The organism is Marinobacter aromaticivorans (assembly GCF_002806975.1).
GTDB lineage: Bacteria > Pseudomonadota > Gammaproteobacteria > Pseudomonadales > Oleiphilaceae > Marinobacter > Marinobacter aromaticivorans.
Genome location: NZ_NIHD01000003.1, coordinates 171,042 through 195,540, shown reverse-complemented (window position 1 = coordinate 195,540; position 24,499 = coordinate 171,042). Strand labels below are relative to the sequence as shown.

General features: G+C 57.9%; 22 protein-coding genes. 7 read left to right on the top strand and 15 right to left on the bottom strand.

Annotation, left to right across the window (positions count from 1 at the left end; translation table 11 throughout):
* Nucleotide 1 precedes the first annotated feature (1 nt).
* The 4 genes from CDH48_RS06050 (at nucleotide 2) to CDH48_RS06035 (ending at nucleotide 3,117) form a co-directional block, all read left to right on the top strand.
* Complete coding sequence (locus CDH48_RS06050; RefSeq protein WP_100687838.1) at nucleotides 2-787, top strand: acetoacetate decarboxylase family protein; 786 nt, start codon at nucleotides 2-4, stop codon at nucleotides 785-787.
* Between the two features lie 167 nt (nucleotides 788-954).
* Complete coding sequence (locus tag CDH48_RS06045) at nucleotides 955-1,668, top strand: succinate dehydrogenase iron-sulfur subunit (protein ID WP_100688093.1); 714 nt, start codon at nucleotides 955-957, stop codon at nucleotides 1,666-1,668.
* Nucleotides 1,669-1,790: 122 nt separating this feature from the next.
* Complete coding sequence (locus CDH48_RS06040) at nucleotides 1,791-2,192, top strand: PA2779 family protein (RefSeq protein ID WP_100687837.1); 402 nt, start codon at nucleotides 1,791-1,793, stop codon at nucleotides 2,190-2,192.
* A 10-nt stretch (nucleotides 2,193-2,202) separates the two neighbouring features.
* Nucleotides 2,203-3,117 (top strand): PA2778 family cysteine peptidase, encoded by a 915-nt coding sequence (locus tag CDH48_RS06035; protein ID WP_100687836.1) that lies wholly within the window; start codon nucleotides 2,203-2,205, stop codon nucleotides 3,115-3,117.
* On the opposite strand, the gene CDH48_RS06030 is transcribed toward CDH48_RS06035, so the two are convergent.
* Genes CDH48_RS06030 through CDH48_RS06020 form a run of 3 tightly spaced genes read right to left on the bottom strand, consistent with a single transcriptional unit; the run spans nucleotide 3,107 to nucleotide 6,419 of the window.
* A complete protein-coding gene (locus tag CDH48_RS06030; protein WP_100687835.1) occupies nucleotides 3,107-3,451 on the bottom strand; it encodes a YdbL family protein in 345 nt (114 codons plus the stop codon). The two genes, CDH48_RS06035 and CDH48_RS06030, sit on opposite strands and share 11 nt — an antisense overlap.
* A 43-nt stretch (nucleotides 3,452-3,494) precedes the next feature.
* Nucleotides 3,495-3,710, bottom strand: a complete 216-nt coding sequence (locus CDH48_RS06025) for a YnbE family lipoprotein (protein WP_318276738.1) — start codon at nucleotides 3,708-3,710, stop codon at nucleotides 3,495-3,497.
* 24 nt (nucleotides 3,711-3,734) lie between these two features.
* Nucleotides 3,735-6,419, bottom strand: a complete 2,685-nt coding sequence (locus CDH48_RS06020) for an intermembrane phospholipid transport protein YdbH family protein (RefSeq protein WP_100687834.1) — start codon at nucleotides 6,417-6,419, stop codon at nucleotides 3,735-3,737.
* A gap of 114 nt (nucleotides 6,420-6,533) precedes the next feature.
* Here CDH48_RS06020 and CDH48_RS06015 point away from each other — a divergent pair, with 114 nt between their 5' ends.
* Nucleotides 6,534-7,337 carry a methyltransferase domain-containing protein gene (locus tag CDH48_RS06015; RefSeq protein WP_100687833.1) on the top strand — a complete coding sequence of 268 codons (804 nt, stop codon included), beginning with the start codon at nucleotides 6,534-6,536 and terminating at the stop codon, nucleotides 7,335-7,337.
* Between the two features lie 46 nt (nucleotides 7,338-7,383).
* Here the strand turns inward: CDH48_RS06015 and CDH48_RS06010 are convergent, their stop codons facing one another.
* The 3 genes from CDH48_RS06010 to CDH48_RS06000 all read right to left on the bottom strand — a co-directional run bounded on the left by CDH48_RS06010 (nucleotide 7,384) and on the right by CDH48_RS06000 (nucleotide 13,573).
* Nucleotides 7,384-8,766, bottom strand: coding sequence for a sodium-dependent transporter (locus tag CDH48_RS06010; RefSeq protein ID WP_100687832.1), 1,383 nt, complete (start codon nucleotides 8,764-8,766; stop codon nucleotides 7,384-7,386).
* Between the two features lie 96 nt (nucleotides 8,767-8,862).
* Nucleotides 8,863-10,044 (bottom strand): amino acid aminotransferase, encoded by a 1,182-nt coding sequence (locus CDH48_RS06005; RefSeq protein WP_100687831.1) that lies wholly within the window; start codon nucleotides 10,042-10,044, stop codon nucleotides 8,863-8,865.
* Entirely contained in the window at nucleotides 10,037-13,573 is a 3,537-nt protein-coding gene (locus CDH48_RS06000) for an indolepyruvate ferredoxin oxidoreductase family protein (protein WP_100687830.1), read from the bottom strand. The genes CDH48_RS06005 and CDH48_RS06000 overlap by 8 nt, the downstream gene beginning before the upstream one ends.
* Before the next feature lie 156 nt (nucleotides 13,574-13,729).
* On the opposite strand from CDH48_RS06000, the gene CDH48_RS05995 reads away from it, so the two are divergent.
* On the top strand, nucleotides 13,730-14,197 hold the full coding sequence (locus tag CDH48_RS05995; RefSeq protein WP_100687829.1) for an Lrp/AsnC family transcriptional regulator: 468 nt from the start codon (nucleotides 13,730-13,732) through the stop codon (nucleotides 14,195-14,197).
* On the opposite strand, the gene CDH48_RS05990 is transcribed toward CDH48_RS05995, so the two are convergent.
* Nucleotides 14,169-15,317: an MFS transporter gene (locus CDH48_RS05990; RefSeq protein WP_227520965.1), complete on the bottom strand. Its 1,149-nt coding sequence runs from the start codon at nucleotides 15,315-15,317 to the stop codon at nucleotides 14,169-14,171. The genes CDH48_RS05995 and CDH48_RS05990 overlap by 29 nt on opposite strands.
* Nucleotides 15,318-15,440: 123 nt before the next feature.
* A complete protein-coding gene (locus CDH48_RS05985) occupies nucleotides 15,441-16,358 on the bottom strand; it encodes a DMT family transporter (protein WP_227520964.1) in 918 nt (305 codons plus the stop codon).
* A 113-nt stretch (nucleotides 16,359-16,471) separates the two neighbouring features.
* Here CDH48_RS05985 and CDH48_RS05980 point away from each other — a divergent pair, with 113 nt between their 5' ends.
* Entirely contained in the window at nucleotides 16,472-17,347 is an 876-nt protein-coding gene (locus CDH48_RS05980; RefSeq protein ID WP_100687827.1) for a LysR substrate-binding domain-containing protein, read from the top strand.
* A gap of 102 nt (nucleotides 17,348-17,449) precedes the next feature.
* On the opposite strand, the gene CDH48_RS05975 is transcribed toward CDH48_RS05980, so the two are convergent.
* From CDH48_RS05975 to nuoI, 7 genes are all read right to left on the bottom strand, one after another.
* A complete protein-coding gene (locus CDH48_RS05975) occupies nucleotides 17,450-18,001 on the bottom strand; it encodes a hemerythrin domain-containing protein (RefSeq protein ID WP_100687826.1) in 552 nt (183 codons plus the stop codon).
* 97 nt (nucleotides 18,002-18,098) lie between these two features.
* Nucleotides 18,099-19,541 (bottom strand): NADH-quinone oxidoreductase subunit NuoN, encoded by a 1,443-nt coding sequence (gene nuoN / locus CDH48_RS05970; RefSeq protein ID WP_100687825.1) that lies wholly within the window; start codon nucleotides 19,539-19,541, stop codon nucleotides 18,099-18,101.
* A complete protein-coding gene (gene nuoM, locus CDH48_RS05965; protein ID WP_100687824.1) occupies nucleotides 19,541-21,112 on the bottom strand; it encodes an NADH-quinone oxidoreductase subunit M in 1,572 nt (523 codons plus the stop codon). Before nuoM ends, nuoN begins: the two co-directional genes overlap by 1 nt.
* Before the next feature lie 37 nt (nucleotides 21,113-21,149).
* A complete protein-coding gene (nuoL, locus tag CDH48_RS05960; RefSeq protein ID WP_100688090.1) occupies nucleotides 21,150-23,033 on the bottom strand; it encodes an NADH-quinone oxidoreductase subunit L in 1,884 nt (627 codons plus the stop codon).
* Nucleotides 23,033-23,341 carry an NADH-quinone oxidoreductase subunit NuoK gene (gene nuoK / locus CDH48_RS05955; protein WP_100687823.1) on the bottom strand — a complete coding sequence of 103 codons (309 nt, stop codon included), beginning with the start codon at nucleotides 23,339-23,341 and terminating at the stop codon, nucleotides 23,033-23,035. The genes nuoL and nuoK overlap by 1 nt, the downstream gene beginning before the upstream one ends.
* Nucleotides 23,338-23,868, bottom strand: coding sequence for an NADH-quinone oxidoreductase subunit J (nuoJ, locus tag CDH48_RS05950; protein ID WP_100687822.1), 531 nt, complete (start codon nucleotides 23,866-23,868; stop codon nucleotides 23,338-23,340). The genes nuoK and nuoJ overlap by 4 nt, the downstream gene beginning before the upstream one ends.
* Nucleotides 23,869-23,933: 65 nt before the next feature.
* Complete coding sequence (nuoI, locus tag CDH48_RS05945; protein WP_100687821.1) at nucleotides 23,934-24,473, bottom strand: NADH-quinone oxidoreductase subunit NuoI; 540 nt, start codon at nucleotides 24,471-24,473, stop codon at nucleotides 23,934-23,936.
* Between the last annotated feature and the right edge of the window lie 26 nt (nucleotides 24,474-24,499).

Here is a 24,499-nt window from a genome sequence, read left to right as displayed (position 1 = left end):
CATGACCAACTGGCACCAGGATCCGTTTTTTCAATACCCTCTGACCCCCTTCCAAACCAGTGAGGGAAAGATAGACCTGCCCATACTCTACTACGACAACTCCAACTTTCTGGCACTCTATGAAGTAGCGCTGGAGAAGGCCGCCCCCCTGTTGAACACCAGTCTGGCAGAGGTAGCAAGGTTTCCCGGAGGCAAAGCCCTGGTGGCGCTGGCCATGTACGAGTACCGGGAAACAGCGGTGGGCACCTACAACGAGGTTGGTGTTGCCATTGCCACCGTGCCTGCGGGAACGACCCAGCCCAGGCATCCATGGCTGGCGATGTATCAGGCTCTGGATAGGCGAAAGATGGGGCTCACGGTTATCGATCTTCCGGTCACCACAGCCGCAGCCTGCGCTGCCGGTAAAGAAGTCTGGGGATTCCCCAAGTTCATCACCGGCATCAGTTTTTCACTCTCCGGATCGGGTTTTCGCAGCACCGTGAAAGACCCGGACAGTGATGAGAGTATTCTTACGGTAAGCGGCTCCCCCGGCCCTGGCCTGCCCGGGCCCCAACTGGACATTCTCCTATACTCCCAACTCAGGAAAGACCTGCTGCGAACTCTTGTAGTTACCCGGGGTGGTGGCCGGGTGTGCCTGCCGGGCAGCATCCGGGCCTCCGTTGGCGCAAGTTCTCATGCAATGGCTCAGCGGCTGCGGGAACTGGGAATTCACGGCCAAAAGCCCAGATTGGTGTTTTACAGCCATGGCTTGCAGCTGAGGCTGAATGCCGGAGCAAAAGTTGCCTGAAGCCTGTGCCACCCCTTGACGCTCTCCCTGCGTGTACTAGAGTTTCTATAGAACATCTATTTCACACACTTCTTTAAACAGGGAGACTCTTGCGGCCTAGTGCCGTGTCATTGTCTGCTCTGTTTGTTTCGTTGCTGCTGGCCGTGACCAGCGAGGGATGGTTTACCATGAACCCGATCACCGTCTGCCTCTATCGCTACAACCCGGAAACCGATAGCGCACCCTATGTGCAGGATGTGGAAGTGGGTTCCAGTTACCGCAACCGAATGGTACTGGATGTTCTTGAGCATCTTAAAACACGTGATCCCACGCTTTCCTTCCGCCGTTCATGCCGTGAGGGTGTTTGCGGCTCTGATGGTTTGAATATAAATGGCCGTAACGGGCTTGGCTGTATCACGCGGGTAGCTGATGCCATCGGCAAGTCTGACAAGCTGACCATTCGCCCCCTGCCCGGCATGCCGGTTATTCGTGATCTGGTGGTAGATCAGACACTGTTTTTCAAGCAGTACAAAAGCATTCAGCCGTGGCTAATCAACGATCAACCGAGACCGGCCATCGAACGGCTGCAAAGCCCCGAAGACCGCGCAAAACTTGATGGTTTATACGAGTGCATTCTATGCGCCTGCTGCACCTCGGCCTGCCCCTCGTGGTGGTGGAACCCGGAAAAATACGTGGGCCCCGCCGGCTTGTTACAGGCCTACCGGTTTCTGCTCGACTCCCGGGACACCGCAACAGCAGAACGGCTGGCAAAGCTGGAAGACCCGTTCAGCGTGTTTCGCTGTCGCGGCATAGGCAACTGCACCGCCTATTGCCCGAAAGGTCTGAACCCCATGAAAGCCATCGGCCGCATCAAGGCGATGCTGGTACGGCACCAGGTTTGAGTTTGGCATCCCCGGGGCTCTGATTAATGCTTGGTAATCCGATTTTATCGGCAAACATAACAGAACTGTTTACACTTGCTACTGATTGATCCATAAACAGGAACCTGAACAGGAACAGTCTTATGCAAGCAGTACGATGCTACACGCGGTCCGTTTCGGCCATTATGGCCCTCCTGATGATTCTGAGTTCAATCTGGGCCACCCCGGCCTCTGCAAACATTGTGGGCACAGGTGAACTTCTGACCGAACAGCGAGCCGATATTGATCGCGAAGCCCTGATGAACATGCTGGAACGCGAAGATGTAAAAAGCACTCTGGCAAGTATGGGCGTTGGTGAGCAGGAAGTGAGAGACCGAATCCAGAGCCTTACGCCTGCCGAACTGGCGGACTTCAAACAGCAGCTTGCCGAGGCCCCTGCCGGTGAAGGCGTGGTAGGTATTATCGTGCTTTTCCTGCTGGTGTTCATCATCACGGACATGCTGTGCGCAACGGATATCTTCCCGTTCGTTAACTGTATCCGTTAAGCATATTCACATGCCTGTGCTCTGGCAGAAGTCCGCGCGGCTTCCTCTGGCGGCAGTGCTGGGAGTTTTTTTCGTAACCCTGCTCTCAGGCTGCGCCAGCCAGCCAAAATGGCCGGATTCGTTCGACAGCACCACCCTCCTCACCGAAGTGCCTTTTCATCCGCAAAAAAAGTACCAGTGCGGACCGGCCTCTCTGGCAATGATGCTGAACGCCCAGGAAGTGAAGGTGACGCCCGACGAGCTGGTCGACAGGGTATATCTGCCAGAGCGCAAAGGCGCTTTACAAGTGGAAATGGTGGCAGCGGCACGCCAGTACGGCATGCTGGTGTATCCGCTGGAACCGCATCTGGAGAGCGTACTTGAGGAAGTTCAGGCGGGCCACCCGGTTCTGGTTTTGCAGAATCTGCGTTTTGGCTGGTGGCCGCAATGGCATTTTGCGGTAGTCATCGGTTATGACAGGGCGGCCCGGTCTCTGATACTTCACAGCGGCACCGAAGAACGGTATCGCCAGCCCGCCAGTGCCTTCATGGCAACCTGGAACCGGTCAGACCGTTGGGCACGGGTCATTCTGCCGCCAGACCGGATTCCGGCAACTGCCGAGCCGCTCAGGTTTCTGATGGCAGCCCACGACCTTGAAACAACTCAACAGACAGCTTCCGCAAAAACCGCGTACAAGACCGCATCAGAGGCGTGGCCAGACCAGCCTGCAGCTTTGCTCGGTTTGGGCAATATTGCCTATCAACAAGGCAAATGGTCTGAAGCTGAGAATTACTACCGCACCCTGACTGAGAAATTCCCGCATATCAGTGCTGGCTGGAACAATCTGGCCGAGGCGTTAGCCAGACAAGGCAGAGACAAAGAAGCCGCCGCGATGCTGGAAAAAGCCGGGCATATCAAGGCGGTTCAGCCAGATCCTACTTCCTGACCCAGCTGTCCCCTACCAGGATATATTGCCCGGGCGGTGTTTTGTCCACGGCCTTCTGGCCCGCCACTGTCTCAACCTTGGTGACGGCTATACCATGCTTCTCAGCGATCTTTTTGTAGGCCTCACGCCGCGCATCATTGATTGCTTTGACAATCTCACGGGCCTCAGGGTCGGAGCTTACCGCTGCCAGATAGCCGGTTGGCGTTTCCCCTACGAGCCCCTGGCTTTTCGCGGATTCCAGGGCGTTCTTGGCTTCATCCAGGCTCATGGCCAAGGCGGGCAGCGCCAGGCAGAACGCCAGAATCAGGGCGCTGAATCTTGTAAATAGTGTCATGTTCTACTCCTTTGTAATTCTCTGCGTAAAAACTCCCGGATATTCAGAACAGGCCCTCTTCACTGAACAGTTCGTCGACGTCTTTATCAACCTTCACGTAAATTTCATGCTGGATTTTCACATTCAGGTTTACGGTTATCGGCTCCTTGGGCGCAGCCACCTGAACGGTCGGGGTACAAGCTACCAGCAGGCCACCCATAACCAGACCCGCACACAGGGCGGACACATGCCGGGAAAACCTGAAACCAAATTGCGTCATATCAGTGTACTCCTTTGTTACCCGTCACTCTAACAGGTCATCTGACTCATCGTCAGGGTTCTGTTCGCGCCTCTTGAACAGATTTTTTACTCTCTCTGTCACGGCATCACTCACTTTGCCGCTCAATTGCAGGCTCCTGAGCAACGCCGGAATGTCCTCCTCCAGATTGATGTTCAACACCACCGGCTGGCCTTTGCCAACGTTCGGGCTGGTGCCTTTCAAATGAAGCGTCAGTACCAGAGTGCCGTTCTCATCATAGTCAATACCACTATCCAGAACCGAATAGCGGAAGTCCTCAAGCGCCTGTGCCACCAGCTTCATGGATTCGTTCCGGGTAGCGAGTGCCTTCAGCCGTTCGGCGGTCAGCTGCAATCGCCCACCGGGCTCAAGGGCGTCAATGCGCCCGCGCTCCACTCTTATCCCGGTCGCCGGGTCGAACAGCACAGGCACGGTGCCACTGAGAATACCCGTGCCCGCAAGCCCCTCTGTCGGGTATAACTGCAAAAGGTGCGCAAGGCTCAGCTGTTTGAGCTCAATCGGAATCCTCACTGGCGCCTGGGCCAGATCCCAGCTGGCTGGGTGGATGCGTATCTCGCCTCCCAGGGCATCGGAGCTGGCCTGCTCCAGCGTCAGCTTCCCGGCGGTCAGTTGCGCCAGAGGCGCTTCGTAGGTTCCGGCCAGGAGCACTGGCCCGATCGGCAGCCCGGGGTTCACTTCCTCCACCGTCAGTTCCGGCGTGGATACTCTGATGCGATCGTCTTCCAGCCGGAATTCAGCGGAGCCGTTCACCCTGCTCCAGGCGGTGCGATCGTAGGTGCCACTCCAGTCGGCAAACACCAGTTTGCCATCCAGCAACATCGCTCCGTTTGACGGCTGTTTAAAAGTGGCATTGGCGCTGACCGTACCGCCCGATACCGTGAGCAGGGCCGGCCAGGCCGAGAAAACACGAGCCAGCGCCTCGGCTTCCCGCTCGCCACTCACCCGCGTCTTGCCCTCAAGCGTTAACAGCCCGCCGTATGGAAACTCAAGATCCAGGTTCACTGTTGTTCCGGTGCTGGCCCTGAGCACACCAGTAACATCGGTGTGAGCCAGGCCGCTGTTCACCCTGCCACTGAACTGCCAGGGTTGCGGCAACAGCTGCGGGTGCCTGACCTGTTTTGCGTTCACGCTAACCGGTCCTTCAAGGCTTAGCGTATCGAGTTCGCCCTGCCCCACCCTGTAGGTTGCGTCCAGGGTCGTTTTGCCGAGATCTGCGCGCAGGCCTTTGAGTCGCGTTTCATCCGCCGCTGCCGTCGCTCCGGCACGCGACTCCAGGCGGTCAACCTCAAGCAACGTGGGCTCGGCAAATGTCAGTGCCGCAGTGGTGGTGTTCATCCATCCCGACAACGCAAGTTGGAGCCGGGGCCGGGTCAGTTGCCAGCCCGCCGCTTCCAGTTCTGGCAAGGCTGCGCTCAACCGGGTTTCTCCCAGCTGCACCATCCATGGCGCTTTGGTGGTCACCGCAAGATGCGAGCGTAAGGAAACATTTGCGCCGCCACGACTGCCCAGTTCCACATTCAATGGCAAAAAGGTTCCTGCAGGGCCTGTTTGAACTGCCGGTGTCCTCGCGGGAGCAGACGCCAATGCCGGAGCCGGGCGCACGGACAGCGTGAGCGAGTCTGGCCGCATCAGCTCCGGAACCTTTCTGATCCACATTGCCGGATTGCTCAGCTCCAGATCAGCCAGCAGGGTTTCGGGTTGCCACTGACCCTGATTTGCCTCCAGAGCAAGCTCTACATTGCCACTGATCGATCCCAACCCGGGCGCCGGCCAGGGCTGGGGCACTTGTGCCTGGGCCTTTGCGCTCCCCGTTGCCTGCGCCAGAAAGTTCTCGTTGCCCGGGCCCTGCAAATCCCAGCTGGCTTCCATGGACCCCGCCTCCGGCTGATCCGGCAACTGCTCCAGGGGAATTTCCTGCCAGGTTTGCAGCCAGGCCAGCAACCAGTCTGCCCGGGGCAAATCGGGCATCTTCACCGAGCCGTGCCACGACACCAGGCCATCCGCATTGTGTTTGCGGAAACCCGACTTGGCATGCAGGTAGCGGGTGCCATCAATCGCCAGTTCTGCAGAGAAATCCAGGCTGCTGTCCCAGGCTCCATCAAGGGTCGCCAGTAAAGCAATATGATGGCCGTCATGATCAAGCTGCACATTGGCCGTGATTGGCATCAAGTCAGATTCCGACCTGGAAACTGACAAGTTTCCTGCCAGAGGGCAGCGCCCTGCCTCACACGGCAAGGTTACCTTGAACTGCTGAATGCTTATTTCGGCAGGCAGCCAGGCGGGATTTTCACGGGGCGACAGCTGCGCTTGTTGCGACTCTCCTGCAGGCTGTTCTCCCGGTTTTGTGTACCAGTCCAGCTCCAGATATCCGGCCGTCAGCGCCGTCAGCTTCGGCAGCCATCCCTCTCCCCACTCAGGGCTTCGCCATTCCAGATCCAGCTCCCTGCCCTGCAACGCAATTTCTCGCGTAGGCAGGGACTGGGTGAGTCTTAGTTCACGTAAAGACACACCACTGAATGATATTCCCAGCCCCTGCCACTCCAGCGTCTCTATTCCATTCTTTTGCAGCGCCTGGCTCCAGAGATGTCGGGCAACCAGAATGCCAGACAGTATGGCGAGCACCAATACCGTAAACAGTCCCCACCCAATTGGTTTCCACGCAATGCGCATTGCCGGCTATCTCCTGACCCGTTACCGGTTTTAAGTGAATCCTACCGTACATTGGTTGATATAACTGAAACAGTTACAGTATCGGCACCCATCAGCGAGGAAAGCGCATAATTCATGACCATCAACGATATAGATTTCGGGCAGCTGTACCGCGACCAGATGGCACAGGCCGGCGGCAGAGAGAAGCCCGCCAGCGCATGGGATGCGAAGGCAGCCAAAATGCCAATAACGCCAGTCCAAAGCCCCTACAGCCAGGCATTTATTGATCGCACCGACCTGAGCGGTTGCGAGACTCTGCTGGACATGGGCTGCGGCACGGGGACCATCGCGCTGGCACTGGCACCCCGGATGAAAGACGTTACGGGCGTGGATTACAGCGCCGGAATGCTGCAGGCTTTTCAGGACAATGCTCTTGCGCGAGGCTTGAGCAATACCCGCACCATCCAGCGTGCGTGGGAGGATAATTGGGATGATATTCCCCAGTGCGACCTGGTGGTCGCCTCCCGCTCAACGGCCGTAATGGACATGGCCGACGCCCTGCAAAAGCTCGACCGTACGGCTCGCAAACGAGTCTGCCTTACCAATCTGGTGGGAGGCAGTTTTATAGACCCCGGCATGGTCCGGGCCATGGGCAGAGACGTTCTGCCAAGACCGGATTATATCTTCATTATGAACATACTGTACCAGATGGGGCGCTACCCCCGCCTCGACTACATCGAAGCCAGGGGGCGCCTTGCAGGAACGGCAAATATTGATGAATTCCTGATAAAAGCCGACTCTGCTCTGGGCCCCTTGACCGCCACAGAAAAAGAGCGCTTGTCGGACTGGTACCAGGCAGACCCGGAACGGGCTCAGCGTGGCGGTGAGGGCTTCTGGTGGGCGTTTATTTCGTGGGATACAAACCAGGCTCCCCGGTAACCAGCACCGTGGGAGCCTGTTCTTTCAAAGAATAAAACCGGGCAGTTTACACCAGATTATAAAGGAACACGATCGCGATACCTGCCGGCGTCACGAACCTGAGCACAAACATGAATGCCTTGTAGGCACCGCCTTGCAAACCGATATCTTCCGCAAGTCCCTCACGGCGGATGGCCCAGCCTGCGAACAGGGCGATTGCCAAACCACCCAGGGGCATCATCAGGTTGGATACAAGAAAATCGAGCAAATCGAACACGGTCTTGTCTTCAAACATGCTGATAAAACCCAGTGGGTGTATATCACTCCACCGGTTGAACGACAGCACCGTACCTATGCCAATAAACCAGGCTGCAAAGCCGCCGGCAACGGCGCTTTTGACTCGATTTGCGCCCTTGTGCTCTTCAAGCCACTCCACAACCGGCTCCAGCATGGAAATGGCAGAGGTGATGGCGGCAACCAGCAGCAAGGCAAAAAATATAGCCCCGAACAGAACGCCCCCTCCCATTTGGCCAAACGCCAATGGCAGGGTAACAAAGATCAACCCCGGCCCGGCACCGGTTTCGAGCCCGTTGGCAAACACCAGTGGAAATATGGCCAGCCCGGCAAGCAACGCCACACTGGTATCCAGCACTGCAATGGTCATGGCCGTTCGGGCAATGTTGATGTTTTTGGGCAGGTAGGAACCATAAGCCATCAGAACACCTATGCCGATACTGAGGGTAAAGGCAGCGTGCCCAAGGGCGGTTAAAACTCCTTCTGTGGTCAGGCGGCTGAAGTCTGGCGAAAACATGAAACTGACCGCACGGCCAAAGCTGCCACTGTTCATGGCGTAGAACACCATCACGATAAGCAGCAGGAATAACAGTGGCATCAGCATGTTAACGGCTTTTTCCAGGCCGGACCGGATACCCTTGCCCACAATGAACACAACAATGGCCATGAAGGCGGTGTGCCAGAGCAGCAATTCCCAGGGATTTGCCAACAGGTTATTGAATTGCCCGCCAATGGCTTCTGCGTCTGCACCTGCAAACATACCTACGGCGGCCTTGCCGATGTACACCAGCGCCCAGCCACCGATAACGGCATAAAAAGAGAGCACCAGAAACGAAGCCACAACACCGTTCCAGCCGATAATACGCCAGCCCCTTGCGGTGCCTTCGGTTTGGGTTAGCGTGCGCATGCTTGCCACAGGGCTCTGCCCACCCCGGCGGCCAATCATGATTTCTGCGATCAGAACCGGCACCCCTATCAGGAATATGCAGGCAAGATAAACCAGTACAAACGCACCACCGCCGTTTTCGCCGGTGATATAGGGAAATTTCCAGATATTACCGAGCCCGACGGCAGAACCGGCTGCCGCCAGAATAAACGCCATTCTCGAGGTCCAGAGATTACTGGCCTGCTGGTGGGGATAAACCATCTCACTCATCGTGTTCTCCGAATAGTTGTTTTTGTCGGATCGTCATAATGGAAAGCCTCTATGGAAGAGGCTCTGATTGAATGCTTTTTACAGGGAAACGGGTCGCTACATAACGCTGCGTATCGCGCTGGCAACGCCGGGCAATACCCGGTCATTCAGGCCTGCGACGTTCACCCGGCTGCTTTCCAGCATGTAGATGCCATGCTCTTCCCGCAGCTGGCGAACCTGCTCCGGTGTTATTCCCAGAAACGAGAACATGCCTCTTTGCCGGGCAATAAAGCCAAAATCGCCTGCGGGAGCCAGGGCGCCTGCAAAAGCATGGCGCAGGCCCAGAATGCGTTCACACATGCCGCCAAGCTCGCTTTGCCATCCTGCACGCAACTGGTCATCACCGAGAATGGTTTCGACAATGGCGGCACCGTGGGCCGGGGGCATGGAGTAGTGAGAACGCACCACACTCAGCAGCTGGCTGGTTGCAGCTGTATTGATGGCAGGGGTTGCCGAGATCAGCATCAGCGCGCCCGTTCGCTCCCGGTAGAGGCCAAAGTTCTTGGAACAGGACGCAGCAACCACCATTTCCGGTACCTGGCCTGCCAGATAGCGCAAGCCGGCGGCATCCTGATCCAGCCCCTGACCCAACCCCTGATAGGCCATATCCACAAAAGGCAGCAGGCCTTTACGCTGGATCAATTGCGTAACCGCCTGCCATTGGTCAGCACTCAGATCGGCGCCGGAAGGGTTGTGGCAACAACCATGGAGCAGCACAACATCGCCCGCCTTGGCAGACTCGAGGGACTCGAGCATGGCCGGGAAATCAACCGTTAATGTCTCACGATCAAGGTAGGCATACTCACGAATGCGCAGACCTGCACCACCCAATAACGGCAGATGATTTGCCCAGGTGGGTGTGCTTACCCAAACCGTGGTATCCGGCTGGCACAGACGGAAAAACTCCGCTGCCATGCGCAGGGCACCGCAACCACCCGGTGTCTGGATAACCGAGGCCCGGCCATCACGAATCAGGCTGCTGTCATCACCCAGGACCAGCCGCGCCATGACCTCATTGAAACCCGCAGACCCGGCAGGGCCTACATAGCTTTTGGTGGTTTCACCCTCAAGAAGCCGCCGTTCGGCCTCATGAACCGAGGCCATAATGGGTGTATTGCCCGCATCATCCTTGTAAACACCAATGCCCAGGTCAACTTTACCGGGGCGGTTATCGTCCCGATACATCTGCATGAGTTGCAGAATCGGGTCCTGGGGTAACTGCCTGAGCCCCTCAAACATGATCTGCCTCCTTGTTATCGGCCTGTGCAGTCCGGATCAGTGTGGGCCGGCCGGTATCCAGGGCTTTGGTCAGCTGTGTCTGCTTTTCGCGAATGGCTTCAGCGGCCTGTTCGCGTACCGGCCCGTAGCCCCGGATCTCGCCCGCCAGTTCCGCCAGCTGCAGGAAGGTATCGTAATTGCTGGCATTCAGCTCGTTGACAATACGCCCCACCAGCTTCTGGTAGTCTTTCAGCTGGGCCCGGTCCATCTTGCGATCGCGGGAGTAGCTGAAAGGATCTATTGCTGTTCCACGCAGCACCCGGAACTTCGCCAACAGTTTGAACACACGGAACATCCAGGGGCCGAACTGGCGCTTTTTGGGCCTGCCCTGAGCATCGGTGCCGCGGTTCATAAGGGGCGGCGCAAGGTGGAAGTGAACCCTGAAGTCGCCCTCAAAGGTGTTATTCACCTCCTTCATGAAATCCGTTTCGGCAAACAGGCGCGCCACTTCGTACTCGTCCTTGTACGCCATAAACCGGTAAAGCTGCTGGGCAACCGCGCGGGTCAGCAGGTGGTTATTTTCCCCCAGCCGTTGTTCGGCCTGGCGCACCTGTTCCACCTGCGCGGTGTACTTGTCCGCCCAGCGACGGTTCTGGTAATTCACAAGATGCCGGTGACGACTGGCAATCAGCTCATCCAGGCCTGGCTCGGCTTTCACTTCCGCGGATTTTTCTTCACCGGTATCCAGAAGATCATTCAGAACCTTCACATCAACCGCTGCCACACGCCCCCAGCCAAAGGCCTCCTTGTTGCGTTCAACCGCAACACCATTTAATTCAATGGCTTTGAGCAGGGCCTCCTGTGATAACGGCAAAAGCCCTCGCTGCCAGGCAAAGCCCAGCATCATCACGTTGGAAAATACCGTGTCGCCCATCAGCTTCTCGGCAATACCATTGGCATCCAGCCGGGCAAAGTTATTCTCGCCCACGGCGTCACGGATCAGGTTCAGGCGTTTTTCAGCCTGCATGTCTGCGTCACGGAACAGAACGTAATCGCCGGTCGGAAGCTCGGCTTCGTTGGCAACCACACGGGTATGGTCAGGCCGGAGAACAGTCAACGCCTTCTGGGACGAAGCCACCACCAGATCACAGGCGATCACGGCGTCGGCCTGGCCGCTACTGATACGGACCTGGTGCAGTTTATCCGGCTGCGGCGCCATACGAACGTAGCTGAGCACGGTGCCACCCTTCTGGGCGAAGCCGGTGAAATCCAGTACCGACGTACCTTTAGCCTCAAGATGCGCAGCCATGGTAATAAGCTGGCCCACGGTTACAACGCCTGTGCCGCCAACACCGCCTACCAGCACATCGTAGGAACCGGCCAGTTCCGGCAGAACCGGCTCGGGGATATCCGCAAGCCTGGCTGTCAGCAAAGAGCCGGTATCCATACCGCGGGATTTGCGCAGCTGCCCACCCTCGATGGTTACAAAGCTTGGGCAGAAGCCATTCACACAGGAGAAATCCTTGTTACAGGAGGACTGGTCAATCCTGCGTTTGCGACCCAGCTCAGTCTGCCGGGGCACCACGGAAAGACAGTTGGATTGCACGGAACAGTCACCACAGCCTTCACAAACGTGATGGTTGATAAACGCCCGTTTTGCCGGGTCCGGATACTGATTACGCTTGCGCCGGCGACGTTTCTCGGCCGCACAGGTCTGGTCGTAGATGAGCACTGTACAGCCCGGAATGTCACGCAGTTCCCGCTGCACTCTGTCCAGCTCGGTACGATCGTGGAAGGTTACCCCTTCCGGGAACTGCTTCCGGTGACCGTCGTACTTCTCCGGCTCGTCACTGAGTACGACAACCCGGCGCACACCTTCGGCAGCCACCTGCTGCGCGATCATCGGCACCGTGATCTGGCCGTCCACCGGCTGGCCGCCGGTCATGGCTACCGCATCGTTGAACAGAATCTTGTAGGTAATATTGATGCCCGCCGCGACGGCCTGGCGAATAGCCATGGAACCGGAATGGAACCAGGTACCCTCCCCCAGGTTCTGGAATACGTGGGGATTGCCGATATAACGGCTCTTGCCAACCCAGTTCACGCCTTCGCCACCCATCTGGATCAGCGATTCCGTGTTGCGCCCCATCCAGGAAGCCATGAAGTGGCAGCCGATACCGGCGAGTGCCTTACTGCCTTCGGGCACATGCGTGGAGGTGTTGTGGGGGCAACCGGAACAGAAATACGGCAGGCGCTTTACGCCACCCGGATCTTCAGCGTTGCTCATGCGGTTGATAGCCGCCAGCTGCTCGCTGAAATCTTCGCCAAAAAAGCGCCCCAGGCGGGCAGCCAGGAATCCGGCTACCAGTTTGGGGCTCAGCTCACCCACGTAGGGAATCAGAGGCTCGCCCACCTCGTCCTGCTTGCCGGTAACCAGAACCTCACCGGGGCGATCCGGTTCGGACATGGCCTCCTTGATCTGGCTCTCGATAATGCCCCGTTTTTCCTCAATAACCAGCACTTCCTGTTTACTGTGAACAAAATTAAGAACGCCACGGCGCTCAATGGGCCACACCAGGCCCACCTTGTAGATATCCAGCCCCAATTCCCGGGCACGGCCTTCATCAATACCCAGCAAATCCAGCGCTTCCAGTAAATCCAGGTGCCCTTTACCGGTGGTGACAATGCCAAAACGCGCCTGGTCGTTATCATAGAGACAGTGATCAATCGGGTTGGCCCGGGCAAACGCCTGCACGGCGGCCAGCTTGTGCTCGATGCGGGTTTCCAGCTGAGGGCCCGGCAGGTCCGGCCAGCGATAGTGAAGGCCGGTTTCCGGCGGTGTGAAATCATCGGGCGTTACAAACTCTGGCAGCGGCGGCAACTCCACCGAGGCTGCACTTTCCACGGTTTCCGAGACCGCCTTGAACCCGACCCAACAGCCGCTGTAGCGGGATAACGCGATACCCCAAAGCCCGTATTCCAGATACTCGGCAATGTTAGCCGGGTTAATGGTGGGCATGAAAAAACTCATGAATGCCACATCCGACTGGTGCGGCATGGACGACGACACGCAGCCGTGGTCGTCACCGGCAACCACCAGCACACCACCGTGGGGGGAGCTGCCATAGGTGGTGCCGTGCTTCAGGGCATCGCCTGCACGGTCAACACCTGGCCCTTTGCCGTACCAGATGCCGAATACACCATCCACCTGCCGGTCTTCATCGGTCTCAACCTGCTGGGTACCGAGCATGATAGTTGCTGCGAGGTCTTCATTGATTGCGGGGATAAAATCGATGTTGTTTTCATCCAGCAGTGTTTTGCTCCGCCACAACTCCAGGTCGTAACCGCCGAGGGGGGAGCCGCGATAACCACTGATCATACCGGCGGTTTTAAGCCCCAGCTTGCGATCCAGTGCCGCCTGCATCAGGGGGATGCGAACCAGTGCCTGGGAGCCTGTGAGAAAAACCCGGCCAGAATCACGCAGGTAACGATCCTCAAGCTTGTAGTCGTCCAGCTGCACCTTGCCGGTCTGAGAGATATCAGTGGACATGACGCCCTCCTTTTGTCGGTTTTATAACCAAAATTCTAAAAGGATTCTCACAAAAGGTGCTTGCTTATTGGGTCGTAGTTGCCTTGGATTGCGAAAGGTCCTTTGATAAACGACAATTACATCGAAGATCCTTTGATAAAAATCAGGTGTTACCAAATGAAACACGTCGAACTCGACAAACTGGACCAACGCATCCTCGCCATATTGCAACAGGATGGCAGAATCAGTAACCAGCAACTGGCAGAACAGGTGGGCTTGTCGCCAGCCGCGTGCTGGCGCCGGGTGAGAGCACTTGAAGAATCCGGCGTTATTATCGGCTACAGCGCACGCCTTGCACCGGAGCGTGTAGGCCAGGGGCTGTGCGTGCTGGTTAACCTGTCCCTGCAGCGGCACACCATAGACAGCACAGCGGATATCGAGCAGCAGGTGAGCAGCTACCCGGAAGTACTCCAGTGTTTTGCGGTTACCGGCAATTCCGATTTCGTGCTGCGGGTAATCGTGCCGGATATGGAGAGCTACGACCGTTTTTTAAACGAAAAGATTTTTACCTTGCAGGGTATTGCGCAGGTAAATTCCAACTTCGTCCTGCGGGAGATCAAGAATACCCAGACCCTGCCGATGTGAGGCGCACCAGCAAAACCACTATCAGCGCCACCAACACACCGGAGAGTGCGAACGAAAGCCCGAAACCACCCAGATCAAGCATCACACCAAACAACAGGGGAGCAAAAAAGTGCACCGCCCGGTTGGCCATCAAACGCATGCCCAGGGCGCCGGACCTCTGATCCCGCCCGACACTTTCGGCCAGAACCACCATGGACAGGGGCTGCGTGAGGCCGCCGCCCAGCCCCACCAGCACAGACAAGAGAGCAATTGCCGGTACATTGGCCGCAAAACCAAGGCAGCCAAGACCCACAGCCATGGTGCACACCGCCAGAAGGGTGGCTTTTTCACGCCCGCCGACGAGAGTGATAATCCGGGGGATAAACGGACGTATCACCATAGACGTGCTGGATCTGAGACTTACCAGAACACCAATCATCACCGCGGTCATTTCCAGGCTATCCAGGTACACCGGCAGATAGCTGCCATAAACCCCGAGCGCAAACATACCGGCTACGGTAATCGCAATGGAGACCTGAACCCCGATATTCGTGCGCACCAATGAGGCCTGAGCCCGAAACCCGGATCGTTTGCGGGAGACGATCATTCCCCGGGCTGCCTCGCCGGTCAACCCGAGGCCCACAACCCCGGCGACCAGAATGATGCCGGCCATAACCAGGAACAGGTTATCAACACCATTGGCCCAGTGAATCCAGGTGCCCGCCAGCAAAGGCCCCGCCACCTGGCCTCCGGACAACCAGGTGGAATACCAGCCAAAGTAACTCTCAAGCCTGGGGCCGGTTCCCAGCGAGGAGATAATGGTTTGTGCCGACAGCACCATCTGCAGGTGCGCCAACCCGATCAATAACTGACCGCTGATCAGCCCGTAGTAGCCAGGCAGAAACTGGATAAGCAGCAGGCCCGCAGCCATAAGAGCCGCCCCAGCCACCAGGGTAAACCGGCCACCGTGACGCGCAACTACACCACCCATGGGAATTGCCAACAGAAACGGAAGCAGGTACTGGGAACTGAGAACAACCCCCAGCATAAGAGGTGAAGCCCCGAGCGCCAGACCGTAAACAGGAACGGTCACCAGCAGCATCGAGTAAACAACAAAACAGAGTGTGAGGGATACACACACAGCCCCGAAGTTCTGGCCTGCTTCATCTGCCGGCCATCTCAGGGGGTTCTTTGGAAGTGGTCTGTTAATAGGTCACCGGGTTGCTGCAATAGATCCAACAGCCCACAGTTTATTACTTTTACGTCAACATTTCAGGCGCTCATCACTGCGCTTTATGGACGCCACAACCGATCCGGCAACCACAAGCAAGGCTGCGAGAGGCAACCGCCAATCCGGCGCGGCAACACCGGCAATCACCAGAAATGCCGCAGCCAGCACAGGAACCGCATAGGCCATGCTGCCAACCAGCGCGGCAGGGCCACTACGGAGCGCCACATCCCAGGCCACCATGGCCAGCCCGTATGGGCCCACGCCCAGAGCTACGCCGGTAGCCAGGGCCAGACCCGATGGCAAACCGAAACCGTTACCGGCAAGAATATCCGCTACCGCTGCACCTGCAGCCGCCAGCAGGAAAAGCCTGGGCATAACCGGCGCAACCGCAACGGGCGTAGCCTGGCAAACCCATGAATACAGGGCCCAGCAGCAGGCAGCCAGTAATGCCAGAGCATAACCTGCCAGATAATCCGAGAAAGCTGCACTACCCGCTTCCGGAGACAGTAAAACCGCCGCCCCCGAGAACGCGATCAACGCACCGCATAATACAGGAAGCGGAATCCGGCGATGAAAAAGCCACTGGCTCAGCACAATGAACATGACCGGCCAGGTATAGGTAATAAGCGCAGCCTCTGCCGTTGGTGCCATGCCAACGCCTGCCAGATAACTGCCAACCGCCCCGAGAATCAACACCGGAAGCAGGCCATAGATAACCAGTTTCCACTTCAGGGGAATTTCCTTATGGCTGTGCTCCCTGCGCCGGGCACGCATGCTTGTAGGCAGTGCCGCTACGGCACCACTGAGCAAAGCAATGGCGGTGAGATGAAAAGGCGGCACAGAACCGGCCAGATCCACCAGCAAAGGTGCGCCGGCCCAGAGCACAACGGCAAAAAGGGCGGCAATGATACTGATGTAAAGCGGTCGGGAGGGATTTATGATCGCATGCACCGTCGTGACTCCTCTTGGGTTGGTGGATTTGATTCGACAATGACATGCTATACAATTAAAACCCATCACAAAAACAATGCTTTTTGATAGATAACATCACAGGAATTGATGTATTGAGAAACCGTATACTGGACCTGAACATGTTGCTGACCCTGGTGACCATTGCGGACACAGGCACAGTAACAGCAGCGGCAGAAAGACTGGCGTATACCCAGTCCACTGTGAGCATGCAGTTGCATCGGCTGGAAAATGCGGTGGGCGTTCCCCTGCATGAACGGGACGGGCGGCGCATCCGGTTTACACCTGAGGGGCAAAAGCTGGTGGGTTACGCCCGCAAAATGCTGGAACTGAACAACGAAGCCCTTGATGACGTGCAGCAGCAACAGATAGCCGGAGAATTGAACCTCGGCATTCCGGAAGACTACGCCTTTCTTCTCACCTCGGTACTGTCGCACTTCAACCGGCAGTTCCCGGCGGTGCAACTGCAGGTTACCTGCAGATCAAGCGTCGAGCTGGTAAAACAGGTTCAGGCAGGCAGCATGGATCTGGCCGTAGTCACGCGGCAGGCCAGATCCCCAGGCGGCGAAGTGATCCGGCGCGAGCCCCTGATGTGGGCCGTGGGTGCCACGGCCCAGCCCTCGTTGCTTGACCCTATCCCGCTGGCACTCTACTCCCCCGGCGCAGACGTTTTCCGGGACGCCGCCGAGCAGGCACTGGCCAGTGCTGGCCGGGACTGGCGAATGGCCTATTCCAGCCAATCCATGACCGGCCTCATGCCGGTAGTGGCAGCCGGGCTCGCCGTAGTGGTTGTGACCCGGAACATGCTCACCCCGCAACTGCGGGTACTGGATGAACGCAACGGTATGCCGCCCTTGCAGTCCGTCGATATCGCCCTGCACCGACCGCCTGGCAGGCCCTCAGAACCAGCCAAGCAGCTGGCTGAGTTGATCCGTAATCACCTGTCCACAGACGAACACAACCGCAGTTGATAAAAGCCCTTCTGCTACCGTACAGAGGCCCTGCCCGGACGCCCGGCATACTCATACCGAAACCATGAGCGCCAGGGCGTGCCACTTTGACACCGGGGGTGCTCAGGAAAACGGAGAAGGCGCTTCCTTAAATTCCTTATACAACTCGGGATAATCTTCTTTGAGGCGCGCCAGGTTCGCTTGTGCGCCGTCGGGCAGCATCTTGAGCAGGCTCTTTTGTTCTTCTTCGGTCAGTTGTTCACGGAAGAACGGGAACAGCAGCTCACGCTCAGCGCGCAGGTATTCGCGGTGGGCATCAAGATAGGCTTTGAGGTCATCGGCAAAGCGATCCATGGGTACTACGGCATCCAGCAGAATCATATCGATATTCTCGGAAAGCAGGTTCAGCCGGTCCCGCAGCGCCTTGTAATCATCGGCCAGTTTCTGGCCCACATCCCCTTCCTGGAACTTCCTGGCCACCAGATGTTCGCTGTAAAGGCGCTCAAGGGGTGTAACAAAGCTGTTCATATAATCGAGAATGTAGTCCACAACCTCGCGTATCAGATGAAAATCCGGGCGATCGCCCTGCTTCAATGACTCGTGTCTGAGCAAGAGTACGTGTAGCAACCGGGCCATGTTGGCATGATCGTGGCGTACTTGGTTAAGGGTCGCCATGTTAAAGCTCCTCTGCTGGTAGGTCGTGTCATGATTATCCCTTTAAGTCCCATATTGGATCCTTCGCTATTGGAATACCAGAGCCGAGGGAGAGGCATCAGCGAATAGCTATTCCACCAAGGACCCGCGCAAGCTCGATCATCGGCGAGGGGTAGAGTCCCAGCAGTATCACCAGCACCGCTACCGCAAGCACCACCACGCCCCCGGCCCGCACGCCCCAGTCGTCGGATGCGTCGCGACGCCGCATTCCCGGTTCCACCAGAAACAGCGTGATTGTGACCCTCAGGTAGTAATAAAGCCCGATGGCGCTGCCAAGAATAATACCGCCCACCAGCCACCAGCGCTGGGCTTCAACGCCCAGGGCGATGAGATAGAATTTGCCGATGAAGCCGACGGTTGCCGGAATTCCTGCCAGTGACAGCATGGCTACAGTAAGCACGGCCGTCAGAAAAGGACGCCGCCAGAACAGGCCGCGATAGTAGTGCAGTGCCGCCACGTCTTCGCCACCGGTAGTGCTCGATACCAGGATGACCACGCCGAACGCCGCCAGCGTGCTCAGCACGTAGGTGATCAGATAAACCCCTGTCGTTTCCGCTGCCAGACCATCCGCGACCACCAGCGCGATGAGCAGGTAGCCGAAATGGGCAATCGAGGAATAACCCAGGATACGCTTGAGGTTAGACTGGGTCAGCGCCAGAAGATTACCCACCAGCATGCTGGCCAATGCCAATCCCGTGAGCACCGAACGCAGCCAGTCGCCTTGCACCACTGGCGCCGACAGCATCAGCCGCAGCAACAGCGCGAATACCGCCACCTTGCTGGCAGTGGCCAGAAAGGTCGTGGCCGGCCCCGGGCCACCCTCGTATACGTCGGGAGTCCATAAATGAAACGGCACCACCGAAAGTTTGAAACCCAGCCCCACCAGCAACAGACCAATGCCCGCCAGACCCCAGAGGCCCAGGCCATCATTCAGGCCGGCCATCAGAAGGCCGATCCGTAGCTCACCCGTCTGAGCATAGAGCAGAGCCATACCAAACAGTAAAAAAGCGCTGGCGGCGGCGGAAAGAACCAGGTACTTGATGCCAGCTTCCAGCGAGCGCTGTTCATGAAAAGCGTAGGCCAGCATTCCATAGAGCGGCATGGATAACAGCTCCAGGCCAACAAACAGACTGGCCAGGTGCCGACTCGCCGCCAGTACCAGGCCCCCTGCCGCCGCACACAGCAGCAGCACATAGAACTCCTCGCGGGCGCCGTGAAAGGACTCAAGGTAGGCGTGAGACAGGATGGCGCATACCAGAGTTGACGCCAGGATCAAAAGCCCCGCTAATACCGCAAGACCATCGAAGGAGAGCAGCGGCGTCTGCACAGGAATCACGCGCCAGGCAAATGCCTGGGCGATCAGAGCCAGCACCAGGCCCAGAACGCTGGCCGCAACCGTTACGGTGTGCTCGCGGCGCCAGGCGATGCCAAGCATCACCGCAACCGCCGTCGCGGCCACCAGAATCATTGGCAGATAAGCGACAAGGGCAGCAAAGGGCATCAGCGGGCCTCCCACGTGAGCGTGATGGCCGCACCCGGCTCAGCAGAAACGCCCGGCACCGGGGTACTGGAGGGCTCGAACAACCGATGTACCTCATCCATGGTGGTTTCAGTGGTATCAAGCAACGGCTGGGGATATATGCCAAGCCATATCAGCAGCGCGACGATGCTCAGCATCATGGCAAATTCCCGGGAATCAAGCCCCTTGAGCGGCGTCTCGCTGCGTGGCGGGCCATAGTGCACCCGCTGCATCAGGATCAGGGAATAAACCGCCGCCAACACCAGGCCAAAACTGGCGGTGATTACCACCCAGGGTGCTGTCGGGAAGGTGCCGAACAGCACCATGAACTCACCAACGAAGTTGGCCGTAACCGGTATACCCAGCGAGGCGGCTATAAAAAACAGCCAGAACCCCGGCAGACTACCCAATCGATTCCACAGCCCGCCCATCTTGCCAAGTTCCCGGGTATGCAGACGCTCGTACAGTTGTCCGCTGAGGATAAAAAGCCCCGCTGCAGAAAAGGCGTGGGCCAGCATAAGCACCACCACACCCTGCAGGGCCAGCGCAGATCCGGAATAGATACCGATCAGTACAAATCCCATGTGGGCGATACTGGTATAGGCGATGAAGCGTTTGACGTTCTGCTGACCACAGGCCAGTGCCGCGCCGTAGTAGATTCCCAGCAATCCAAGCCCCATAGCGATGGGCGCGAATGCCTGAGAGGCCTCCGGAAACAACGGCAAGGCGAAACGCAGCAAGCCGTAAGCGGCGGTTTTGAGCAGGATGCCCGCCAGGTCCACACTGCCAGCGGTAGGTGCCTGGGCATGAGCGTCCGGCAGCCAGCCGTGCAGCGGTACCACCGGCAACTTGACCGCGAAGGCAATAAAGAAACCCAGCATCAGCCACCGGGAAAGCGTCGGCGACAGTGTCGTCTCCAGCAGTACCTGATAACTGAACGAATACTCGCCGGTGCTTGCGTGGTGGGCAAATACCAATCCCAGGATGGAGACCAGCATCAGCAGCCCGCTGGCCTGAGTGTAAATGAAAAATTTGGTCGCCGCGCCGATGCGGGTTTTACCCTTCGAGCCACTATGGCCCCACAGCGCAATCAGGAAGTACATCGGCACCAGCATCAGCTCCCAGAAGAAGAAAAACAGGAACAGATCAATGGCCAGGAACACACCGACAACGCCTGCAAGAATCCACAGAAGATTGAGATGGAAGAAACCAATCCGGCGAACAATCTCGTTCCAGGAACACAGCACTGCCAAAACACCGAGAAAGGCAGTCAGCACAATCAACACCAGTGACAAGCCATCCAGGGCAAGATGGAAGTCGATGCCAAAACGCTCGATCCAGGTCACACGAAACTCCAGCGCCCATTGAGCGCCGGAGCCGTCAAGTGCCGGTAGCTGGAAGTCGAGCCGAGCCCACAGCCACAGCGACATCAATAGCTCAACCAGCATGGTGACCAGCGCAATTGAACGCGTCGGCCGGTCACCGAGCCGCTCCATCTGCCAGCACAAGAGCCCACCAGCAAAAGGGATCACAATTAACCACACCAGTATCATAAGTGTCGCATCTCCTTACCGGGGTTTCGCATAGCCCCTAAAACACCAGCGCCAGGCTTAATAAAATCAGCGTAGAGCCAACCACCATGGTGGCAGCATAGCCGCGCAGCTTGCCGGTCTGCGTCCGGGACAGCCCGAAATGCAGAGTGCGCAGGGCCTGAGCGATCAAGCGGAAGAAGGCGTCGAACAGATCGCCTCGCAACACTCGCACCAGGCCCCGCCAAGGCCGCACCAGCAACCAGTCAAAGGCTATGTCGAAGCCCCAGGCGAGATGCCAGCAGGCCCACAACCAGGCACCCACCCCCTGCCGAGTCATGCGCGCGAGCCAATCGCGCCTGACTACAAACAACCAGGCCCCAAGGCCAAGGCCGATCAGCGCCGTAGCCGACGCGATCAGCTCGAGCGCGGTGTGCCCCGTTTGCACGCTCGCACCGGGGCCGGCAGGCAAGACCCCGCCCAGTGGCGGCGTAATCCAGGCGCCCAGCCATGTCGAAAGCAATGCCAGAACCACCAGCGGCAGACCGTGGGCCAGGCCCTGCCCTGCTTTGGCCTCGCGGGCGCCGTCACTTTTCATCTGGCCATGGAAAATGCCAATAATCAGGCGCAGGGTGTAAAGCGAGGTCAGGAAAGCGCCGATCAGCCCGGCCATCAGCAAGCCCTGGCGATCTGCCGCCAGCGCCTGCCAGAGAATCTCATCCTTGCTGTAGAAACCCGCGGTGACCAGGGGCAAGGCCACCAGGGCTGCACCGCCGACGACAAACCCCAGATAAGCCAGCGGCAGCCTGCGCCAGAGCCCGCCCAGGCGACGTATGTCCTGTTCGTGATGACAGCTGATGATCACCGCCCCGGCAGACAGGAACAGCAGCGCCTTGAAGAAGGCATGGGTCATCAGATGGAACACCGCAGCGTCAAAGGCACCGACACCCAGCGCCAGGAACATGTAGCCGATCTGGCTCATGGTGGAATAAGCCAACACTCGCTTTATATCGGTCTGGGCCAGTGCCGCGAAGCCCGCCATTAACAGTGTCAGGGCGCCGATCACGCCGGTCAGGTAAAGCGCCGCGGGCGCCAGCTCAAACACGCCATGCATGCGCGCGATCAAATAAACCCCGGCGGTTACCATGGTCGCAGCGTGGATCAGCGCCGACACAGGTGTAGGGCCCGCCATGGCGTCGGCAAGCCAGGTGTGTAGTGGCAGCTGGGCAGACTTGCCCACCGCTCCGCCCAGCAGTAAAAATGCCGCCAACTCTACCGTTGCGTCACCGTTGTGCCACACCTGCGGTGCCAGAGAGAGAATCCTGGCAATGTCGAGGGTGCCAAGTTTAGCGAACAACAGAAACATGCCGATGGCCAGGAACACATCGCCGATGCGGGTGATGATAAAAGCCTTGAACCCCGCCCAGCCATTGGCATTGTCCCGGTAGTAGTAGCCAATGAGCAGATAGCTGCACATGCCGACCCCTTCCCAGCCCAGGAACAACAGCAGCAGGTTGTCGCCCAGCACCAACAGCACCATGCTGAACACGAACAGGTTCATGTAGGTATAAAAGCGCGTAATGCCTTCCTCACCGCGCATGTACCAGGCGGCGAACAGATGAATCAGAAAGCCTACGCCGGTAATAATGCCGAGCATGGTCAAAGACAGCCCGTCAAGGGCCAACCCTATGCCGGGCTGGAACTCCCCCACGGATATCCAGGTCCATAGAGTGATAACTTGAGGCGGGCTGGTGGCGTCAAAACCCACCACCAGCAGTACGGTGACCAGGGCAGAGAGCCCTACGCTGCCCACACCCACCAGGGCACTGGCGCGGTAACCAAGCGTGCCCCGGGAAAACGCCAGTATCAGCGTTCCCGCCAGGGGCAGCAGGAAAGTCAGCGGCAACAGCACAGCCATGGGAAACAGTGACGTTAGTACCTGCATCATCCGCGCATCCTGCTAACCGCATCAATATCCAGAGACTTGAAGCGCCGGTGCAGTTGAATCAGCAGCGCCAGGCCGACGCTGGCTTCCGCCGCAGCCAGCATGATCACCAGCAGATACATGACCTGACCTTCTGGCTGCTGCCAGCCCGCACCGGCGACAATAAAGGCCAGTCCAGCGGCGTTGAGCATGATCTCAAGGCTCATCAGCACAAAGATCATGTTGCGCCTGAACATCAGGCCCGCCAGCCCGAGCGCAAACAGAATAGCCGCCAACACCAGGCCATGTTCCATGGGTACACCATTCATGGAGCCTCCTTGTCAGTCTCTGAGCCCGGGGCCTGCAGGCGCTGACGCCCGACATGAGAGGCTGTGACCAGCGCTGCCAGAAGGAGCAAAGCGCCCAGTTCCACCACCAGTAGCCAGGGGCCAAACAGAATCATGCCGACCTGCTTGGCACTCAGCACGTCGCCCTGCACAAGCATACCGGCATCGCCGCGCCACAGCGTACCGATCAGCGTCACCAGCAAGACGGTCGCGAGCAGCGACGGCCCCAGCCAGGTGGCAGGCTGCAGCCAGATGCGCTCCTGGGCGACTGCCGCCTGGCCCAGGTTAAGCATCATCACCACGAATACGAACAGAACCATGATCGCTCCGGCGTAGACGATGATCTCAAGCGCTCCCGCAAAGGGCGCGCCCAGGGCAAAGAAAACCATGGCCACCGCTAACAGCGACACCACCAGATACAGCACCCCATGCACCGGGTTGTGATTGCTTATAACGCCCAGAGTTGCCAGCACTGCGACCAGACCACTCAGGTAAAATGCAAGCTCCATGTTCCCTCCCTTTACTCCCCTGTCCGGCACTGCAACACCAACAAGGTGCTGCCGGTCATGCAACGTCAGGGAAGCAGTGTGGTGACATCGATCGGTTTGTCCTCTGCCTCTCCCTGCCCCTTGTCCTTACCGGCGATGGCCATACCTGCCACCTTGTAGAAATTGTAGTTGTGATCCTTGCCCGGGCCATTGATCAGCAAATCTTCTTTTTCGTAAACCAGTTCCTGGCGTTTGTATTCGCCCATCTCAAAGTCCGGGGTCAGCTGGATTGCCGACGTCGGGCAAGCCTCTTCACACATGCCGCAAAATATGCAGCGCGAAAAATTGATGCGGAAGAATTCCGGGTACCACCGGCCGTCATCCTTCTCACCCTTCTGCAGCGAGATGCAGTCCACCGGACAGGCCACGGCGCACAGGTTGCAGGCCACGCAGCGCTCCTCGCCGTCCGGATCCCGGGTAAGCACAATGCGGCCGCGATAACGCGGCGACAGATAGACCTCTTCTTCAGGATAATTGACGGTTTCACGCTTGCGAAAACCGTGCATGAAAATCATGCCCAAAGTGCGCAATTGCGACCAGGTACCTTGCAAAAGTCCCTTGTACATAGCAGTTGCTCCTTGTTAACAATCGA

Bases quoted from the DNA above. Each gene is read 5' to 3' on its own strand.
- CDH48_RS06050 (WP_100687838.1), top strand. From the start codon at position 2: ATGACCAACTGGCACCAGGATCCGTTTTTTCAATACCCTCTGACCCCC.
- CDH48_RS06045 (WP_100688093.1), top strand. From the start codon at position 955: ATGAACCCGATCACCGTCTGCCTCTATCGCTACAACCCGGAAACCGAT.
- CDH48_RS06040 (WP_100687837.1), top strand. From the start codon at position 1,791: ATGCAAGCAGTACGATGCTACACGCGGTCCGTTTCGGCCATTATGGCC.
- CDH48_RS06035 (WP_100687836.1), top strand. From the start codon at position 2,203: ATGCCTGTGCTCTGGCAGAAGTCCGCGCGGCTTCCTCTGGCGGCAGTG.
- CDH48_RS06030 (WP_100687835.1), bottom strand. From the start codon at position 3,451: ATGACACTATTTACAAGATTCAGCGCCCTGATTCTGGCGTTCTGCCTG.
- CDH48_RS06025 (WP_318276738.1), bottom strand. From the start codon at position 3,710: ATGACGCAATTTGGTTTCAGGTTTTCCCGGCATGTGTCCGCCCTGTGT.
- CDH48_RS06020 (WP_100687834.1), bottom strand. From the start codon at position 6,419: ATGCGCATTGCGTGGAAACCAATTGGGTGGGGACTGTTTACGGTATTG.
- CDH48_RS06015 (WP_100687833.1), top strand. From the start codon at position 6,534: ATGACCATCAACGATATAGATTTCGGGCAGCTGTACCGCGACCAGATG.
- CDH48_RS06010 (WP_100687832.1), bottom strand. From the start codon at position 8,766: ATGAGTGAGATGGTTTATCCCCACCAGCAGGCCAGTAATCTCTGGACC.
- CDH48_RS06005 (WP_100687831.1), bottom strand. From the start codon at position 10,044: ATGTTTGAGGGGCTCAGGCAGTTACCCCAGGACCCGATTCTGCAACTC.
- CDH48_RS06000 (WP_100687830.1), bottom strand. From the start codon at position 13,573: ATGTCCACTGATATCTCTCAGACCGGCAAGGTGCAGCTGGACGACTAC.
- CDH48_RS05995 (WP_100687829.1), top strand. From the start codon at position 13,730: ATGAAACACGTCGAACTCGACAAACTGGACCAACGCATCCTCGCCATA.
- CDH48_RS05975 (WP_100687826.1), bottom strand. From the start codon at position 18,001: ATGGCGACCCTTAACCAAGTACGCCACGATCATGCCAACATGGCCCGG.
- nuoN (WP_100687825.1), bottom strand. From the start codon at position 19,541: ATGCCCTTTGCTGCCCTTGTCGCTTATCTGCCAATGATTCTGGTGGCC.
- nuoM (WP_100687824.1), bottom strand. From the start codon at position 21,112: ATGATACTGGTGTGGTTAATTGTGATCCCTTTTGCTGGTGGGCTCTTG.
- nuoL (WP_100688090.1), bottom strand. From the start codon at position 23,033: ATGCAGGTACTAACGTCACTGTTTCCCATGGCTGTGCTGTTGCCGCTG.
- nuoK (WP_100687823.1), bottom strand. From the start codon at position 23,341: ATGAATGGTGTACCCATGGAACATGGCCTGGTGTTGGCGGCTATTCTG.
- nuoJ (WP_100687822.1), bottom strand. From the start codon at position 23,868: ATGGAGCTTGCATTTTACCTGAGTGGTCTGGTCGCAGTGCTGGCAACT.
- nuoI (WP_100687821.1), bottom strand. From the start codon at position 24,473: ATGTACAAGGGACTTTTGCAAGGTACCTGGTCGCAATTGCGCACTTTG.